General features: G+C 51.1%; 14 protein-coding genes. 13 read left to right on the top strand and 1 reads right to left on the bottom strand.

The genetic code is table 11. From position 1 onward, the window contains the following. The first annotated feature begins 2 nt into the window (after positions 1 to 2). The 5 genes from H8S75_RS16005 to H8S75_RS15985 all read left to right on the top strand — a co-directional run bounded on the left by H8S75_RS16005 (position 3) and on the right by H8S75_RS15985 (position 3,163). Positions 3 to 476 carry a GNAT family N-acetyltransferase gene (locus tag H8S75_RS16005; protein ID WP_187022481.1) on the top strand — a complete coding sequence of 158 codons (474 nt, stop codon included), beginning with the start codon at positions 3 to 5 and terminating at the stop codon, positions 474 to 476. A 111-nt stretch (positions 477 to 587) separates the two neighbouring features. Further along, a complete protein-coding gene (locus H8S75_RS16000) occupies positions 588 to 1,130 on the top strand; it encodes a helix-turn-helix domain-containing protein (protein WP_002601276.1) in 543 nt (180 codons plus the stop codon). 157 nt (positions 1,131 to 1,287) lie between these two features. Further along, complete coding sequence (locus H8S75_RS15995; RefSeq protein WP_055659522.1) at positions 1,288 to 1,491, top strand: PLDc N-terminal domain-containing protein; 204 nt, start codon at positions 1,288 to 1,290, stop codon at positions 1,489 to 1,491. After that, positions 1,488 to 2,405, top strand: coding sequence for an ABC transporter ATP-binding protein (locus H8S75_RS15990; protein WP_187022480.1), 918 nt, complete (start codon positions 1,488 to 1,490; stop codon positions 2,403 to 2,405). The genes H8S75_RS15995 and H8S75_RS15990 overlap by 4 nt, the downstream gene beginning before the upstream one ends. Next, positions 2,402 to 3,163, top strand: a complete 762-nt coding sequence (locus H8S75_RS15985) for an ABC transporter permease (RefSeq protein ID WP_187022479.1) — start codon at positions 2,402 to 2,404, stop codon at positions 3,161 to 3,163. The genes H8S75_RS15990 and H8S75_RS15985 overlap by 4 nt, the downstream gene beginning before the upstream one ends. A gap of 89 nt (positions 3,164 to 3,252) precedes the next feature. On the opposite strand, the gene H8S75_RS15980 is transcribed toward H8S75_RS15985, so the two are convergent. After that, positions 3,253 to 5,550: a family 78 glycoside hydrolase catalytic domain gene (locus H8S75_RS15980; RefSeq protein WP_187022478.1), complete on the bottom strand. Its 2,298-nt coding sequence runs from the start codon at positions 5,548 to 5,550 to the stop codon at positions 3,253 to 3,255. 221 nt (positions 5,551 to 5,771) lie between these two features. Here H8S75_RS15980 and H8S75_RS15975 point away from each other — a divergent pair, with 221 nt between their 5' ends. The 8 genes from H8S75_RS15975 (at position 5,772) to H8S75_RS15940 (ending at position 17,087) form a co-directional block, all read left to right on the top strand. Then, entirely contained in the window at positions 5,772 to 7,166 is a 1,395-nt protein-coding gene (locus H8S75_RS15975; RefSeq protein WP_187022477.1) for an ABC transporter substrate-binding protein, read from the top strand. Between the two features lie 94 nt (positions 7,167 to 7,260). Next, entirely contained in the window at positions 7,261 to 8,118 is an 858-nt protein-coding gene (locus tag H8S75_RS15970; RefSeq protein WP_187022476.1) for a carbohydrate ABC transporter permease, read from the top strand. A 1-nt stretch (position 8,119) separates the two neighbouring features. Beyond that, positions 8,120 to 8,950, top strand: a complete 831-nt coding sequence (locus H8S75_RS15965; protein WP_187022475.1) for a carbohydrate ABC transporter permease — start codon at positions 8,120 to 8,122, stop codon at positions 8,948 to 8,950. 81 nt (positions 8,951 to 9,031) lie between these two features. Further along, positions 9,032 to 10,822: a cache domain-containing sensor histidine kinase gene (locus H8S75_RS15960; protein WP_187022474.1), complete on the top strand. Its 1,791-nt coding sequence runs from the start codon at positions 9,032 to 9,034 to the stop codon at positions 10,820 to 10,822. A gap of 1 nt (position 10,823) precedes the next feature. Then, positions 10,824 to 12,353, top strand: coding sequence for a response regulator (locus H8S75_RS15955; protein WP_187022473.1), 1,530 nt, complete (start codon positions 10,824 to 10,826; stop codon positions 12,351 to 12,353). Beyond that, positions 12,343 to 13,533: a serine hydrolase domain-containing protein gene (locus H8S75_RS15950; RefSeq protein ID WP_187022472.1), complete on the top strand. Its 1,191-nt coding sequence runs from the start codon at positions 12,343 to 12,345 to the stop codon at positions 13,531 to 13,533. Before H8S75_RS15955 ends, H8S75_RS15950 begins: the two co-directional genes overlap by 11 nt. Positions 13,534 to 13,569: 36 nt before the next feature. Beyond that, entirely contained in the window at positions 13,570 to 16,773 is a 3,204-nt protein-coding gene (locus H8S75_RS15945; protein ID WP_187022471.1) for an alpha-mannosidase, read from the top strand. 86 nt (positions 16,774 to 16,859) lie between these two features. Next, a complete protein-coding gene (locus tag H8S75_RS15940; protein ID WP_187022470.1) occupies positions 16,860 to 17,087 on the top strand; it encodes a hypothetical protein in 228 nt (75 codons plus the stop codon). The last annotated feature ends 350 nt before the right edge of the window (positions 17,088 to 17,437 follow it).

The following is a 17,437-nucleotide window of genomic DNA, read 5'->3' as shown; positions in this document are numbered from 1 at the left end:
ATATGGAGTACACAATACGGAAATTGAAACAATCGGAATATCCATTGCTGGAAGATTTTTTATACGAGGCGATATTTGTGCCGGAAGGCATGAAGCCGCCTGCAAGGTCGATCCTTCAGACACCGGAGCTGCAGGTCTACACTGCGGATTTTGGAAGTCAGACGGCGGATCAGGCGCTGGCGGCGGAGGCGGACGGAAAACTTGTGGGGGCCGTATGGGTGCGGATCATGAATGACTACGGTCATTTCGATGACAGCACGCCGTCACTCGCAATATCCCTCTACGGGCCGTACCGTGGGCTCGGTATAGGAACCGGGCTGATGAAGGCCATGCTTACCCATTTAAAAGAGATCGGGTTCAGCCGTGTGTCTCTCTCTGTACAGAAGGCCAATTATGCGGCGGGACTGTATCTCCGTCTTGGGTTTCAGATCGTCGCTGAACATGCGGAGGAGTATCTTATGGTATGTGAACTGTAGAAAATTTAGTAGGATACCACGGGGAATTTAACGGTAAGGATGTCTGAGCAGCATTGACTTTTTATTATCATAGTGATAATATTCTTGTAAGCAATGCGAGGAGGAGGCAGAATGGATCAGAAAATAATGGATTGCTTCGCCAATCCGATTAAATGTAAGCTGCTGCTGGAAATATACGCTTCCGGTCAGACGACCGCAAAGCGTTTGTCGGAGCTATACAGCGATATTCCGCAGGCAACGCTGTACCGCTATTTGAAGCGGATGACAGACGAAGGGATCTTAAAAATCGTGGGAGAGAATCCGATCAGGGGAACTGTGGAGAAGACCTATGCCCTGGCTATCCCCTTGGGCGAAGGGATAGAGGATATCGTAAGCTCCAATTCCGGGGAGGCGTTTATGCTGCTCTTTATGAACTATATGCTGGGACTCGTCAAGCAGTTTCAGGAGTACTGCAAACGTCCGGATATCGATATCATGGAGGACCATCCAGCCTTTACCATGGCCCCTGTCTATGCAACCAATGAAGAGTTGGAAGCTGCGGTTGGGGAGTTCGCGCGAATCATCGAGCCGCTGCATCATAACCCGCCGGCTCCGGGCAGAAGGCTGAGAACCATCGGCCTTATCGTGACACCACCCGAGACATATAATGAGTAAATCAGAGACGGCTCTTTCCGGAAACACCGCATCATGCTGACAGCAGAGGGGCGGAAATTTTTGGAAGAGCCGTTCTATTGACTTATTGTTATCAATATGATAATATTATAAAAATGATGATAGTATCATGGTGATATAAAACAATGGAGGATATTATATGGATGTACTCATGGCCAACTTACCGCTTTTTATCCCGCTTATCATTGCCGAAGTGATCCTGGCAGTCACGGCGCTCATTCATGTGTTACGCCATCCGCATTACCGGTTTGGAAATAAAATCATGTGGGCTTTGATCGTGCTTTTCATTCAAGTGATCGGACCGATCGCGTATTTCATTCTGGGACGAGGGGAGGAAAAATGAATATTCTTACGATAGAGGATTTGTCTAAAAGCTTCGGAGGACAGAAGGTGATCGATCGTCTGAAACTTTCCGTGCCGGAAGGGGCCGTATTTGGATTTATTGGCCAAAATGGGGCGGGAAAGACAACGACTATGAAAATGGTATTGGGTCTTTTGAAAGCCGACTGCGGGAGTATTACCGTCTGCGGGGAGCCGGTGGAGTATGGAGGGACAGCGGCCAACCGCCATATCGGCTATCTGCCGGATGTCCCGGAATTTTACACGTACATGAATGCCGTCGAATATCTTGCGCTCTGCGGCGAGATTTCGGGGCTTCCAAAGGAAGAGACGAAAAACAGGAGCCATGAACTCCTGAACCTTGTGGGACTGGAGGGCGTGAAGAAACGGATCAGCGGTTACTCCCGCGGCATGAAACAGCGTCTCGGCATCGCGCAGGCGCTGCTGTCACAGCCGCGCCTGCTGATCTGTGACGAGCCGACAAGCGCCCTCGATCCCGTAGGGCGGAAGGAGATACTGGATATTTTGATGAAGATAAAAGGCACCACGACGGTGATATTTTCGACGCATATCCTGTCGGATGTCGAGCGGATCTGTGACCGTGTCGCCGTATTGCACAGGGGCGGCATTGCAGTCAGCGGAACGCTTCCTGAGATCAGGGCGCTGCATGGGCGGGACAGCCTGCTGCTGGAGTTTTCCGGCAGTGATGATATCCATACATTTGCGGCCAATGAGCAGATCGTTCCCCTGCTGGAACACACGGAGATGAAAGAAAGGGAAATGATCCTGCATGGAACGGACATGGACCGGATTCAGCATCGCGTTATTGCGGCACTGGCAGAGACGGAGATTTGTCCGCTCAAAATGGAGCTTATGGAGCCGACACTTGAAAATTTATTCCTGGAGGTGGTGAAATGAGTGGGATGGCCGCGTTTACGAGAAAAGAACTGGTGGAGAATGTTCGCACCTACCGTATGTTTCTGATGCTTGCCCTGTTCTTTTTCTTTGGAGTATCGAGTCCGCTGCTGGCGAAATTCACTCCTCTTCTCATTGAAACATTTGCAGTGAATATGGAGATAACGGTGAAGGAACCAGGCGCGGCGGACGCATGGATGCAGTTCTATAAAAATGTGTCCTCTCTCGGCCTGAGCCTGATGATCATTCTGTTCAGCAGCAGCCTGTCCGGGGAATACGCAAAGGGCACGCTGACGATCATGTTCACGAAAGGCCTGTCCCGCAGGGCGGTAGTTCTCTCAAAATTTACTTCCTCCGCGGTGATTATGACGGTGAGCTACTGGCTCAGTTTTGCTGTCGCCTGGGCATATACCGCATATCTGTGGCCGGGAGAGGGCTTTAAACACCTTCTGCTGTCAGCCTTTGTGGTGTGGCTCACCGCGCTGCTGTACTTATGTATTCTTATGCTGGGCTGTGTGATGTTCCGTCAGGCCTTTACCGCCATACTGTTTCTGCTGGTGTTCACCGTCGTGATGGGACTTTTGAGCATGACGCCGCTGCTGGAAGGCGTCAGCCCATCTTTTCTTGTCATGAAAAATGTAGATCTGCTCACCGGAGAAGCGGCAGCTTCCCAGTTTATATTTCCTGGGATTCTTACCGTAATTCTGTCGGCGGTACTGCTGCTGCTGTCTGTTATGGTGTTTAACAGAAAGGCGTTATGAAAGTCAGGCGGCTTTGAAATATTCTTCAAGGCCGCCGGATTTTGTGCGTTGCTGTACAGTTTTTATTTCCTAAATTTATTCTATCTTTCCTAAATTCGCTCCACCACAATCCTTTCCCCAGAAGAAACCGGCACCACTCGTCCGCCGTACTCCAGTGTGGGGGAAATCCTTTCATCGCAGTGAATCACAAATTCAATCACTTTTTCGTGTTTTACGTAGCTCACTTCAATCACACCATAAATTGTGGTGATTTTCCCTTCCGCGTAATCCAGGCCATCGACGATGGCCGGACGGATTTGTATTTCATTTTTTCCGCAGTATTGAATCCCTAACAGATTCGAGAACAGATAACGGGTCACAGCTCCGAACATGGGGTGGTTTTTCGATTCTTTCATGTCCAGGAACGATTCCCACAGCGTCGTGCCGCCCGCTCTCCGAATCGCTTCAAAGGAGCAGGGGCCGTCTGCCGTTAAAAGATGATAGGCCGTCTGTGCATAACCGTGCTGAAACAGAACACGAATGAGGATATCTGTGCCGAAGATGCCAGTGTCGAATTCGTTCATAGCGGCATACTTCTCATTTAGAGCATCGAGCATCCCGGCGTTTGCCAGACCGAGATCCGCGGCGTAGGCGTCTGCGGCCTGAACACCGCCGCAGAAGGTATTTTCCTCCTCGCTGTAGTAATGGCGGACCAGGATCTCTTTCTTTTGTTCAGCCGTCTCTTCCAGATGTTTTTTCTCCTCAGGCAGACCCAGTATCTCTGCAATCTCTGCGGCAGTCCGCAGTGCCTTGATGTAAAAATACGTGTTGACAAAGGGGATCGGAAGAAGGATTTCCTGTGTGGTGTTCCAGTCGCCGAGGCACCAGCCGCCGGGCTCCCCATAGGAGACAAGGCCGTCTTCGCTTCGGCTTTCCAGGTACTCAAACCAGTGAAGCATGGGGCCAAAGCTATCCTTCAGGATGTCGATGTCCTGATAGTGGACGTAATACTGGTAGGGTACCTCGACAATTGCGGCGCCCCAGGCCGCCGGGCCGCCGCCGCCTCCCTGGAATGGGGCGGTGTGCTGTACCCGTCCGCTCGTCTGATCCTGGCAGTCCAGGACGTCACGAATCCATTTGCGGTACAGTCTCTTTCCATCCAGCGTAAGCATTACGGTGCGGCACCCCAGCTGGCCGTCGCCGGTGTAGCCTAAACGCTCCCGGTTAGGTGTGTCTAAGGGGACGCCGGAGTGCATGTTGGACAGCTGTGTTCTTATGTAGGCATCATACAGCCAGTTCAACGTCTCATTGCTGCATCGGAAACTGGATGTCTGCGCAACATCCGCATGGACTACGGCACATAGAAATGGTGAATCGCCGCTGACATTCCGATGACCGGTTACTTCAAAATAACGGAAAGCCTGCCAGCTGAATTTGGGATGTACGGTCTCCTGAAGACCATTGCCGGTATATTCCGCAGCCTGAATCTGGCTGTCGCCGCCGCTGGACAGAAAGTCCAATTCTCCGGTGGGAGAAAGTTCGTCGGAATGCAGAATTTTTATCGTCTGCCCGTCCTTTAGAACGCCGTTTACAACGACCCAGCCGCTTATATTTTCACCGGCATCATAGATGGCCCGGCTTTCATCTGAATACAGCAGTTTGGGAACCATAGTCCGGATCATTCTGTCGCCAGGACAGTCGGAAGGACATAACTGTGTTTCAAGCGGAGGGACGGCCGCTGCATTTTCCCAGTCGTTATCATCGAAGTCCGGGAGCTGCCAGCCGGGCTGTTTCAGGCGAAGATCGTGCTTCTCTCCAAAGAATAAGTTGTTGTATGTGACCTCGCTCCGGCTCCAGCACACGCTCTCGTCCGATACAATGATCCTGTCTTCCGCCCCTATAATCCGTATATGAAAGGTGAGCCGCGGTTCACCGAAGGACTGACGGCCCTCCACGATCCGGTCCTTCTGATTATACCAGCCGTTTCCCAGCGCGACCGCGATGGTATTGTATCCGTCCAGCAGATACTCCCCGATGGAATAGACGTCATAGTAGGTCCGGTGGGTGAACGTCCCTTTCATAGGGTATAAAAAGTTGGATATATCCCTGGGATGGTAGTCTGATGTCACCGGGATAAAGCATTCCTCATTTACTTTCCGGCCATTGATAAAAAGCTCGTAAAATCCGAGGCCGCAGATGGCGATCGACGCCTTATCCGGTTTTTTGACCTGAAAGGATTTTCGAAAGTACGGGGCGTCACAGGGGCCGGAGGCCTGTATCCAGTTTTCATTATCCAGATTTTCATATTCCAATGCCATATCGTTCAGTTTCATATTTTTTAGCTTTATATCCTCCAGTTCCATGCCTTTTGTTTCCATATCTTTCATTACCGTATCTCCTAATTCCATATCTTCCTCCAATCCATGAAATATTTTGTTAATCATAGTATAATGAGAGTAAAATTGTCCATGGAAAATCGGACACAACAGATGGAGAAATGAATGCAGGAGGCGGAACTCCCGTTCTTTAGTGTGAAATTTTCACCGTATCGCGGCAGCTTTTTCCATTCTAAAAACAGGGGCAGATATGATAGAATTTGGTCATAAAACACAAAAGGGAGGTTTACAAGATGAAACGCAGAACAATAGCACTCATGGTGGCGGCAGCGGTTGCCGCAGGCAGTATGACAGGATGCGGCAGCAGCAAGACAGAGCAGACGAATCCGGAGACAGAGCAGACGACTGCAAAGGCGGAGGGGAAGGACACAGAGGCAGAAACGTCCGGCGAGGGCGAGACAGAAGCGAAGGCAGAGGACGGCCAGTGGGAATATAAAGAAGCGACGCTGACGGCGTCCATCGGTACCGATCTGGCGCCGGCGGGATACCAGGCAGTATTCGATCTGGCGGAAGAGAAACTGGGAATTCACGTGGAAGTAGAAGTGCGGGGCGGCGGAGACAACGGTGACGCCATCATCAAGACGCGGCTGGCATCCGGCGATATGGCGGATCTCTGCGGAACCAACTCGGGAGCACTGCTTTCCGCACTCAACCCGGCAGAGTATTTCATCGATATCACCAATGAGGACTGGGCGGACAGGCTGGATGACACGTATAAGCAGGCGGTCACCATTGACGGCGTGGTATACGGAATCCCAACCTCATCGGCAAAGGGCGGCGTAATCTTATATAATAAGAACGTTTACGAAAAATACAACCTGGAAGTTCCCAAGACATGGGACGAGTTCTTACATAACTGTGACGTTTTAAAAGAAGCCGGGGAAGTGGCTTTGATTGGTTCCTATGCGGATCAGTGGACGACTCAGTTCCCATTCCTGGGGGATTACTACAACGTTATGGTGAAGGAACCGGACTTTGCGGAGAAATTCGAAAAGGGTGAAATCAAGTTTGCTACCAACGAAGCGGGACTGCGCAGCTGGGAGAAATTAGCGGATACCACTCCGTATTACAACGATGACTATATGGCTACGACTTATAACGATGCCTGTGACATGATCGTGACAGGCGAAGGTGCGCACTATTTCTCCAGTTCGCAGGCACTCTCCAATATCTACGAGCTGTACGGGGATGAAGTGAACAATGTCAGGGCATTTGCCATTCCGGGCGACGATCCGGAGGAACAGGGTCTGACGGTATGGGAGCCGTCTTCCTGGTACGGCAACAAGAATTCCGGCAAGGTAGACGATATCAAGCGGTTAATGGAATTCATGATTTCCGACGAGGCTCTCGATGTCTATACGGCGGCTCTGCTTCCGGAAGGACCGTACTGCGTCAAGGGATACAAGCTGCCGGATAACGCCTACGACGCTGTTAAATTCGATCTGCAGCAGTACTTTGATTCCGGAAAGACCGGACTTGCACTGGAGTTTATCACGCCGGTAAAGGGTGCCGATTGTCCTGCAATCTGCCAGGAGCTTGGTACGGGACAGACGACTCCGGAGGAAGCGGCCGCGGCATACGACGAAGACTGTAAGAAACAGGCGGCACAGCTGGGACTGGATTGGTAATCAAAGCCCGCTGCCTGCGGGAATAGAGAAGAGCGAAAGGCGAAGCGTTCACTACCGGTGATACGCTTCGTTCTTTCTTAGACAGGAGAATAGTATGGATAAGAAAAAAATATATTCCACGTGGTTTCTGGTGCCGGCCATGGCCGTTTTTACCGTATTCTTTCTGATACCCCTGCTTCTTTCCCTGTATTTCAGCCTGACGATCTGGAACTTCGACGAGGTGAAATTCTGCGGCCTGCAGAATTTTAAGATGTTCTTTTCCGAACGGTCCCTGAATACGGGCGTGAAAAATACGATGATCTACGCGGTACTGACGGGCGGGGCCAAGGTGGTGCTCGGTTTTTTGATCGGTGTGTTCTTAACCAGCAGTATCAAGACAAAGAATCTGCTGCGGTCGATCGTATTTTTCCCAAACCTGGTATCTACCATTGCGGTGGGAATTACGTTTACCGCTCTGATGCATCCGTCAAAGGGCCTGATCAACAAGTGTCTGGGGCTGATCGGAATCCAGAACATTGACTGGCTGGGCAATACGAAGCTGGCATTATTTTCCGTAATCGGAACGGATGTATGGAAGGGCCTCGGCGTGGCCTCGGTGATCTTTATCGCTGGTATCCAGGCGATCGACAAGACGTATTATGAGGCCGCAGTGATCGATGGGGCGGATAAATGGAAACAGCTGCTTTATATCACGCTTCCTCTGGCCCGTCCGGCTATGAACTCGGTCATCATGTTATCTTTTATCGGCGGAATGAGGAGCTTTGACCTGATCTGGGCGATGACCGGAGGCGGACCCGGATATGCGACGGAGGTGGTCGCATCCGCGGTATATAAGCAGTATGCGGCGGGGTATTACGGCCTTTCGACGGCAGGTAATGTGATTATGTTCCTGATGATCGCGGTTCTGGCCTATCCGCTTCAGAAATTCTTATTGAGCAGGGAGGTGGACTGATATGACACGTAAAAAAAGAGTGAGACTGCTTGGCGATGTGACAGGCCTTTTGGTTGCGGGAACCATCTTTGCAGTTCCGTTCATCTTCATGCTGGTCAGCTCCTTAAAGGAGCGGCGGGAGGCCAATCTGCTGCAGCTGTCCCTTCCTAAAGTGTTTCAGTGGGAAAATTATCTGGAAGTGATAAAGGCCAACAACTATCTGCTGATCCGGTCCTTTAAAAACAGCGCCGTGCTCACGGCAGGCTCGGTCGTTCTGCTGATTGTGGTCTGCTCCATGGCCGGATACGTTCTCCAGAGAAGAAGGGACCGACTGACAGGCATTGCAAACAGCATTATTTTATCGGGACTCATGGTACCGCCGGCCATTCTGCCAACGATCTGGGTCATGAAGGGACTGCACCTATATAAGACGCTTCCGGGTATGATGCTGATTGAATGCGCGCTGCAGATTCCGTTTACCATCATGCTTTACCGGGGCTTTGTGGGCTCCATTCCGCTGGAGCTGGAGGAGGCGGGATACATCGACGGATGTACCAGAACCCAGATGTTTACGAAGATTATTCTTCCCCTGTTAAAACCGGTAACCTCCACCGTCATCATCTTAAATGCGGTAGCCGTATTTAATGATTTCACCAATCCCCTCTATTTCCTGCCCGGAACGAAAAATGCCACGATCCAGCTGACGCTGTTTAATTTTATCGGACGGTATTCCAGTTCTTACAATCTGCTGTTTGCCAACGTGATCATGATTACGCTCCCCATGCTGGTGCTGTTTCTGTTCTTCAACAAAAGAATTGTGGATGGCATGGTGGCCGGTTCGGTCAAAGGATAATCTGGTACTTGATTAATTGCAGGAGGATAGGTAAACTTAAGTTACTTATTTTGGATAGAATTATAGGAAGAGGTTACTTTTATGAAATTTCGCACCCGTATGATTTTGGTTTATTCGGCGTTTGTCTTGTCGGCGGCTGTTTTGCTGGGCGGATTCTTTTACTACTCCAGCGTGAAGCGTTCCGTTAATCAGGAACTTCGGAATCTGGAAGATATGTCGAGGCAGCTGACGCAGCAGTACGAGGAGTCCATCAAGGCGATGAAAAATGTAAGCCATTACGTTTTAAGCGACGTGGATGCCCTGGAGGCCATACGGAAATTGTCGGTATTTCCAAAGGATGCCGACTACGTTTCCCTGTATTTTAACGAGGCGGCCCGAGTGGTGCGAAATATACTCAATACCGATTACTTCATCAGTAATTTTTACAGGATTCTTTTTTACAATAAAAATGGAGTGGTGATAGCGACAACCCACGAAGAACGGAAGATGAACGCGGGAATGAATCTGGACGCCCTGCCATGGAAGGACCAGCTGGATTCGGTCGGATACGGGCAGTTTGCAGTCATAGGCCCTCACGAGGACGACTGGGGGGAGAAGAAGCAGAATGTCTTTTCTGTAGTAAAGGAAATCCAGGGGAATAATCTGGGCTATATCGAGGTCCAGAGGACGGAAGACTCGCTGCGGACCCTGTTTGCTATCTCCAATCCGGAGATAAAGGTCCTCCTTTTCGATGAAAAGGGGAATCTGTTGTTCAGCAATGAACGGTACGAAGGGGACTTGGGCTATGGGGATTTTTTAGCACAGGGGGATACGACTGCCAGGAGATACCGCAATTCCGTTACGGGAAATGACGAGTTTCTGGCGGGAAATGTGTCCGCAGAGACCGGCGCTGCGATTCTGGTGGCGGAACGGTACGACACGGTGCAGAGTGACCTGCGGTACATTTTTATGAGCACACTGCTTCTGGCGGCAAGCTTTATCGGAGTGGCCGTTCTCTATATTGTGGCGGCCTCCAATCATCTGGCCAGGCCGGTACAGGAACTGGCCGACTTAATGGAACGCACAAAGCTTACCAATATCACGGAAAATGTGGAGCTGAAGACCTCCAGCAATGAGATCGAGCTGCTGCGGCAGTCCTATGAAAACATGCTGAAGCGTCTGGACAGCGCTATTTTAAAGGAAAAGCGAACTTCCATGATCCAGCTCCAGGCCCAGTTTGACGCGCTTCAGGCGCAGGTGAATCCGCATTTTATCTATAATATCTTAAACGTCATCTCCAGCAGAGGCGTCCTGAATGATGACGACGTCATCTGTGAGATCTGCGACGGTCTTGCGTCCATGCTCCGCTATTCCACCAATACGAAGGAGCGGTATGCCACGGTGGAGAAGGAGGCCGATTATCTGGAGGCGTATATCAGGCTCCTAAAGTGCCGTTATGAGCATAAACTGGAGTACCAGATTACCATTCAGCCCGAGATAAAGGACTGTATTCTGCCGAAGCTGGTGCTGCAGCAGCTGGTGGAGAACAGTATTTCCCATGGGTATGAAAATGGTTATGAGATCATGCGCCTGGAGATCACAGGATGGCAGGACGATGAGGGCTGGTATATCAGGATTCGGGACAACGGGGATGGTTTCTCGGAGGAGGCGCTTCAGTACGTCAGGGACGAGATCATGAAATTAAGGATGCAGATCAGCTCCATACAGAGAAATGTGGAGCTGGAAATCGGGGGTATGGGCAACGCCAACAGCTTTGCCCGCCTGTATCTGCTGTATTCGGAACAGCTGATCTATCGCGCAGGTAATTACGAACAGGGAGCGGAAGTATTTTTCGGAGTTCGCAAAAGCAGTACTTTGGAGGGGGAGTCGTAATATGTACCGTATTCTAGTAGTGGATGATGAACCGGCGGCCATCAAGCATATCTGTAATATTATCGCCATCAAATGCCCGCAGTTCGAGGTGACCGCCACGGCGGAGCACGGCCAGGAAGCGCTTAAGCGGATGGAGGAGGATACGCCGGATATCCTGATCACGGATGTAAAAATGCCGGTCATGGATGGAATCGCGCTGGCCGAGCGTGTGAAGGAGCGCTATCCCGAGGTGCTGTCGCTGGTGGTGAGCGGGTATCAGGAGTTTGAGTATGCGAAGGCGGCCATACGGTCGGGCGTCTATGATTATCTGTTAAAGCCGATTAAGCCGTCTGCCCTGCAGAATGCATTAAACAGCATGGAGGAGGTGCTGGCTGAGCGTTATGCCAGAAAGCGGAATCTCCTGATGAAGAGCCTGTGCGAGAAGAACAGTGTCGATAGGAAACTGCTGGAGCGCTGCTTCCCGGCGGGGAAATATTACGCGGCGCTTGTGAGGCGAAATGGACTGCCGCGGCGGTATTCCGGCAATTCCGGCTTTGAGATATTTTCCGGCAGGGATGAGAAAATCTACCTCTATGGAAGAGATGAGATGGAGGCGATGTATCTCTATCCGGAAGATATTCTGTTTTACAAGAGCTTCTATCAGATCATCTCCGAGACAATCCGGCGGGAGCACGGCAACTCCAACTATGTGACCGGTATTATCCGGGAAACGCCGTTTTCCATCGGAGGTGCGGATGACGTCTTTTTAGAGCTGTACCAGCTTCTCGACAGCAATATCGTGATCGGCGCAAGCCAGATCCTGATTGCAGAGGAACTGAAAGAGGAAAAACGGAAGGGACAGGACGGACAGGAAACGATAGGCGGAGAGTTTCAGGCCCTGGAAAACTATATTCAAAAAGGTCAAAGAGAGAAAATCATATCGGCGGTGGCGGAGCTATTTGACTGCTGGAAGCACACGAAGAGAACGCAGATGTATGTGGAAGCCCAGGTGAGATACCTTTTGATCCTGATGGATAAATCCGGCCTGCTCTCCGGAATGGAGCAGAGTACGGAGCGGATTCTGGATGATCTCTTTTTCTATGCGGAAGATTTGGATGAGGTTTCAGACTCGATACAAAACATGCTGATGCAGAAGATAAAGAAAGAACCGGCACAGCAGAAAATGGACACAGAGGAATTCTTTAAAAGGATCACCGGCTACATGGAGCGCCATCTGTCAGAGGAACTTTCCATGGGGAGACTGTGTAAAGAATTTGGCCTGTCGCCGACGTATTTAAATAAGCTGTTCCGCAAATACTCCGGCAGCTCCTTTAACAAGTGCCTGACTCTGGCCCGGATTCAGTGCGCCAGAGACTTAATGGATGAGGGAACCTCCGTCTATGTGAAGGATGTAGCCGCCAGAGCGGGCTATAACGACCAGTTCTATTTCAGCAGAATTTTCGCATCGGTGGTGGGTGTCAGCCCTTCCGATTATATGGAACGGGTTCAGAATCAGAAAAAGGAACAGGAGATACAAGGGAATGAACAGTGATTTGCAGCAGCGAATGGAAGCGGTTCTCGCAGACGCCCTGAATCAGCAGGAGATGAGCGGGGCCAGCGTCCTGGTAATGAAAGACGGAAAAACACTCTGCCGCCTGGAGGCAGGCTATGCGGACAGGAAGGCCGGCAGGAAGATAAAATGTGATACGATTTACCGCTTATATTCCATGACCAAGCCAATTACCGCCGTAGCCGCCATGATCCTGCTGGAGAGAGGAGAGCTGTGTCTGCAGACACCGGTTTACGAGTATATCCCCTCATTTTCCGGCGGAAAGGTGTGGCGTGACGGCCGTCTGGAAGAGGCCATCCGCCCGGTAACGATCCATGACCTGCTGAATATGACATCGGGGCTGTCCTACGGGGATTCGAATACGGAGACAGAGAGGCGGACCAGGGAGCTCTTCTGCGAGACGGAGCGCCGTCTGATCACGGAATCACCGATGACGACCCGGGAGTTTGCCGAAAAGGCGGGAGCGATCCCTCTTCTGTATCAGCCCGGCACCTCGTGGAAATACGGTATAGCCGCCGATATTATGGGGGCGGTCATCGAGACAGTTACGAATCAGACTCTGGGAGCGTTCATGAAGAGTGAGATTTTTGAACCGCTGGGTATGACGGATACCGGTTTTTATGTGCCGGAGGAAAAACAGCACCGCCTTGCAATGGCCTATGAGACGGGAACGGACGGGAAACTGAAGGAATACACCGGCAATTTCCTGGGAATCAACAACCGTATGAAGGGAAAAGCAGGATTCGAATCCGGAGGCGCAGGGCTGGCCTCCACCATCGATGATTATGAGCGGTTTGCCAGAATGCTTCTTCAAAAGGGGAGTTTTGAAGAGAGGCAGATTCTTCGGCCAGGGACGGTGGAATATCTGACCGGAGGCCGCCTTTTTGGAGATACGCTGTCAGAAAGCCCGCAGGGGAGCTTTGAACGCTGGTTCGGACAGCGCGGATTCAGCTACGGAAATTTTATGAGGGTATTGTGGAATCCGGGACAGGCCTCTGTTCTCGGCCGGCAGATGGAGTACTGCTGGGACGGATGGCTCGGCTGCAGCTTTGTGAACTGTCCCAGGGAACGGCTTACCTTTCTCGTGATGCAGCAGAAAAAGGATGCCGGAATGCTTGTTACGAGGCTGAAAAATGTATTATTTTCACACGATTTATCATGATGTGGAGAGGAATCCCATCACAGAAAGGAAAACAAGATGTTTTTAACTCATGAGAAATTAACCGTTTATACGGAGGAAATATGGAGCAGGAGATATGAGGAGACCGTGGAAGTATTCCCCTTTGTCTCCAAAGACGCCGGCTGTGAGACCGATGAGGTTCTGTCCCGGTATCCGGGGCGCCTGACCGGCGGGGAATTGGTCCGGAAGGGAGAATTCTTTATCGGGCGTGACCGCTATCTGTGGCTGCAGGCGGATGCTGCGGTTCCGGAGAAACGGGAGGGGAGCCAGATCATGGGAGTCTTCGACTTCGGCAAGACGGGGGAGGGGTTCAACAGTGGTTTCGAGTCCCTGCTGTTTATCGACGGGAAGCCGTACCAGGGAGTGGACACGTTCCACAATGAGGTGATTCTGGAACCGTTTGCCGGCAAGACTATAGAGCTGACGTTTCTGCTCTGGACCGGCTTGGAGGGAGGCGGTGTCCGCACCGGGCAGATCCACCGTTTTAAGAAGGCGGGAATCGGATATCTGAATCTGGCCGCGGACCGTTTCTTCTACCATTCCGATGCTGTTGTTAAGAGCGCTGCGCTGATGCCGGAGACTGGCACCGAGAAGGAGGCCATCCTGACTGCCTTAAACGATGCGTACACGCTCATTGACTGGGATCAGGACCGCTTTTATCCTACGGTGGAGGCGGCGCTGCGGCATCTGGAAGATGATTTCAAACAGATGGATAAGAGAAGTGACATCACGGTGCACTGCGTGGGCCATACCCATATCGATGTGGCATGGCTGTGGAGATTAAAGCATACTAGGGAAAAGGCAATGCGTTCCTTTTCCACCGCTCTCAGGCTCATGGAACAGAATGAGGACTTTCTGTTTTTGCAGAGCCAGCCTCAGCTTTACCAGTATATCAAACGGGATTGCCCCGAGATTTACGAACAGATTAAAAAACGGATTGCGGAAGGGAAATGGGAAGTGGACGGCGGCATGTGGCTGGAAGCCGACTGCAATATCACCTCCGGCGAGGCGCTGGTACGCCAGTTCCTGCATGGCTGCAATTTTATCAAAGAGGAATTCGGCCGCGAATGCACGCATCTGTGGCTTCCGGATGTGTTCGGATACAGTTGGGCGCTGCCTCAGATTCTGAAGCAGTGTGGGATTCAGACATTTGCAACCACGAAAATCAGCTGGAATGATGTGAACCGGATGCCGCATGACCTCTTCTGGTGGCGGGGAATCGACGGAAGCGAGATACTGACCTATTTCATTACAACGCCGTATGAAAGCTCAGAGCATAAGCACGGAGCGACGTATAACGGAAAGCTGACGCCGTTCGAGATATTCGGAAGCTGGGAGCGGTTCCGGGATAAGAACTTAACGAAGGATGTGCTGATCCCCTTTGGCCACGGGGACGGCGGCGGTGGAGTGACAACGGGAATGTTAAAGAGCAGGCGGTCCATGGATATGCTTCCCGGAGTGCCCCATGTGGTGAATGACACGGCAGGAGGCTATTTCCAGAAGCTTCACCGCGATATGGAGGAACGGAAGAGCCAGCAGCCGGTATGGGATGGCGAGCTGTATCTGGAATACCACCGCGGCACCTATACGTCTCAGGCGAAAAATAAGAGATGGAACAGGAAACTGGAGTGGAAGCTGGCGGAGACGGAATGGCTGGCCAGCCGCAGCCTTGCGGACGGGCAGGAATATCCGCAGGAGGCCCTCCATCACGCATGGGAGATCGTTCTGCGCAATCAGTTCCATGATATCATTCCGGGATCCTCCATCCATGAAGTCTATGAAGATTCTGAAAAGGAATACCGGGAGGCGGACCGGCTGCTTAACGAGACGAGAGCCGTTCTTCTCGCCGGTCTTACGGACAACAGCGACAACTACTGGACGCTCTGGAATTTCAGCAGCTATAGCAGAAACGATCTGGTCCGGATCGAAGAGCCGCGGGAGGGCCGGTTTACGGAACTCGACGGAACACTGATAAACGCATGCCGTGACAGCAGCGGTTACTGGCTGCAGGCCAGTATGCGGGGACTGGAGATGCGGAGTATTTGTTTCCTGCCGGGGGCGATCGGAGCCAGGCAGGAAGACGACGGATGGAGAGAAGACAGACAGAAAGAATCCGGGCAGAAAGCAGATGGACAGGAAACAGGCAGAAGGGAAGAAAACGTTCGGAAAGAGGCGGTTTGGAATCGTTCGGCTGTTGTCTCTGAGAACGCGGCCGAGACGCGGTATTACCGGATCCGCTGGAATGACAGGGGACAGCTGACCTCTGTCTATGATAAGGAAAACGAGCGTGAGGTGCTGAAGGGCGAAGGAAACCGCCTGGAGATCTTCGAGGATAAGCCCATGCGGTTTGACGCCTGGGATATAGACATCTTTTACATGGAAAAGGTTGAGAACGCGGAGCTCACAGATCCGCCGGTGCTTTTGGAAAATAACGAATTGAGGACGGTGATCCGGTTCTCTTACGTATACCGGAAATCAACCATCGTGCAGGACATGATCCTGTATGGCAACAGCCGCCGCATTGATTTTGAGACCACGGTAGACTGGCATGAGGACCACCGGCTCTTAAAAGCGGCTTTCGAGCTGGACATCAGGAGTACCAGGGCAGTATACGATATTCAGTTTGGCCATGTGGAGCGCCCGACTCACTATAATACCAGCTGGGATCAGGCAAAGTTCGAGGTGGCGGGCCACAAGTGGGCGGATATTTCCGACAGCGGCTATGGTGTCAGCCTGATGAATGACTGCAAATATGGCTATAGTGCCAAGGACAGTACGCTTAAACTCTCTCTTTTGAAGAGCGCGAAATTCCCGGATACGGAGGCAGACATGGGACTGCATACCTTCACCTATGCGCTTTATCCCCATGCGGGAACGGTGACGGAGGGAGGAACCATTCCGGAGAGTCTGAATTTAAACGTGCCGGTCGGCTCGTCAAGAGGCAGAGAGAAGGTGCAGACAGCAGGCAAAAGGATCGTATGGACGGATAATCCGTCGGTATTTGTGGATGCGGTAAAAAAGGCAGAAAGAGAAGAGTGCCTGATTGTACGTCTCCATGAAGTGTCAGGCAGCAGGCAGACGGTATCCGTCCGATCCAATTACCCCGTGAAGAAATGGGCCGTCTGCAACCTGCTGGAACAGGACTGCGGCGCCCAGGAAACCGATGAAATAACAGCGGTTTTACAGCCGTTTGAGATTCGGTCATTTAAAATCTGGCTCTGATAAATAACGGCGCCGCGCCCCGTGTTTAAAATTTCCCTCTTCTGCCAATACTTGTTAATAACAACTGGTGAAAGTGAGGAAAAGGTATGAGCAGGCGCTATCATGTGTATTACCTGTCAGACCCCTCGAAGGCACAGCGAATTGTCGGCGAGATCGGAAAAATGGACGGGGTAAAGAAGGTGGACATTTCTGAGGACTTGAGGGAGATGGACATCGACGCGGATTCCGCGGAGTTCAGCGCGGTCATGGATCGGGTGGTGAACATCTGCAATAAGGTCTCTTATGGATGCGAAGTGAAATATAAGTTTTCATGAGCAGACGGTAAGCGGCGGAGAGGAGAAGAAATCCTCTCCGCCGTTTCTGTGTGGAAAAGGAAATTACCAATACCTTATAAATCAAAGTTGGAAAGTATTACCTCCTCCAAACCTGTTCACTATGTATTAAACTGTAACAGTTCAGACGGCGGGTAAAGAGGGCACTTCAATTGCATAATTAAAATAATTAAACAAAAATTCAGTGCTTTTTATGAAGCAATTAAAATGTATCCGGCAGCCCGCAGGGTAAAAGGGAGAGTACAGCGAGAAAAACACCAGAAAGATTGTAAAATTTAGTAAAATCATATTGACAAAACTTAATTCTTAGTGTATATTTTAAATATAATTTA

It is taken from the genome of Hungatella hominis (assembly GCF_014288005.1).
GTDB classification, from domain to species: Bacteria; Bacillota; Clostridia; order Lachnospirales; family Lachnospiraceae; genus Hungatella; species Hungatella effluvii.
This window is presented reverse-complemented; position numbering and strand designations above follow the sequence as displayed.